Raw genomic sequence first — 1,842 nt, forward strand, 5'->3', positions numbered from 1 at the left:
TACCTGATGTCACGCCGAATGGCGTTTTTGCATTTACCACCAATTAGGTGGCTAACTTCATTCTATAATCCACCTAAGAAAAATTTTCTCTTTACAGACAAGTAACATTCCAGTTACAAAATAGTTATAAATAGTGAGATGGCTTGAGACTAAACTCACTATTTTTTATACTAAAAAATAGTATGATAATTTGGTTTAATTTGTTTTGGGAGGAAATCAAGATTTTATCGGATCAAAGCAACAATAAATTAAGCTTACATAAAAAGGCCTTGTCAATTATGGCGTTGATGGCTGGAATTGCTATGTGGAGTGCTGGAACTGCTTATGCGGATGATACTCAGACTACCACTGTTGATAATTCTGCTATCACCACAGCGACCACCAATGTCCAACAACAAGGGGGGCAGGTTACAGATAATAATAAGTATTACTATGCAAATGGACAGCGAGAAACTGGCCTCCAAACAATCGATGGTGCTACTTACTATTTGAATCCTGACCAAGGAAATAATTATGGCGCCGCTCAAACAGGTTGGCAAAATGTTAATAATAGCTGGTACCACTTCAATGATGATGGTGTAGCGGATACTGGCTGGTATCAATCGGCTGCCCAGAATTGGTATTACTTTAACAATGATGGAACGGCCAAGACCGGCTGGTACCAATCTCAAGCTGGTAATTGGTACTACTTTAATAATCAAAATGCTTGGGCTGATAAAGGCTGGCAACAGATTAATAATAATTGGTATTATTTTGATCCTACAAATACCTGGGCTGATAAGGGCTGGTTCCAGTCTCAGGCCGGGAACTGGTATTATTTCGATCCAACGAATGCCTGGGCTGATAAAGATTGGCAGCGAATTAACAATAATTGGTACTATTTTGATCCAACTAATACCTGGGCTGATAAGGGGTGGTTTCAGTCCGGTGCCGGGAACTGGTATTACTTCGATCCAACGAATGCCTGGGCTCAGACCGGTTGGCAAAAGATAAATGGAAACTGGTACTATTTCGATAATCAGAATGCTTGGGCGTTGAAAAACTGGCAAAAGATTAATGGTACTTGGTATTATTTCAAAGACTCTTGTGCAATGGCTGCCAATGAATCAATTTATGATGGCAGCAATGTTTACTGGGCTAATGCTAGTGGTGCTACTAGCCAGATGACGGGCCACCAAGCATTTTTAGCTAGCATTAAGCAAGGAGCTCTTGATGGTTGGAAACAGTATGGCGTTCTGCCTTCACTGACTGCCGCACAAGCAATTCTTGAAAGTGCATGGGGTCAATCTAAATTGGCAACTGCTGGTCATAACCTTTTTGGTATTAAGGGAAGCTATAATGGTCAATCAATTGTTATGCGAACGGCCGAATATGGTGGCGGTGGTTACTACTATATCAACGCTGCTTTCCGGCGTTACGCTAATAATTATGAAAGCATCGTTGACCATGGACGTTTCTTAGCGCAGAATTCTCGTTACCGTAATTTGCTTTGGAATCGTAATTTTTGGGATGTTACTAATAAAATTCGTCTTGATGGTTACGCTACAGCACCAAGTTATACAACCAGTCTTAACAACATAATTCGGACCTATGGTTTAGACGCTTGGGACCGTGAAGTTTAGTGGATATTAATAATAATGAAATAACTTTAAGCAGCTTACGTTTGAAGGTACTGTGCCCTGTCAAGTTGACACTTTAAATAATGAAAATTAGCTGGCCTTGCCAAAGCGATATTTTGCTGCGGTAAGGTCGTTTCTTTGTAAGCAGTCAATAACGATACGTCTAGGCGCGGTCGACCAATCCCCCTATACTGAAGACATAAGATTCAGTACAGGAGGATTT

General features: G+C 40.7%; 1 protein-coding gene. It reads left to right on the forward strand.

Annotated elements, in window-relative coordinates; genetic code table 11:
• Window positions 1-143: 143 nt before the first annotated feature.
• A complete protein-coding gene (locus tag QOS10_RS09210) occupies window positions 144-1,622 on the forward strand; it encodes a glucosaminidase domain-containing protein (RefSeq protein WP_283595181.1) in 1,479 nt (492 codons plus the stop codon).
• Window positions 1,623-1,842 lie beyond the last annotated feature (220 nt).

Source organism: Limosilactobacillus galli, from assembly GCF_947381495.1.
In the GTDB taxonomy this organism is placed as follows: domain Bacteria; phylum Bacillota; class Bacilli; order Lactobacillales; family Lactobacillaceae; genus Limosilactobacillus; species Limosilactobacillus galli.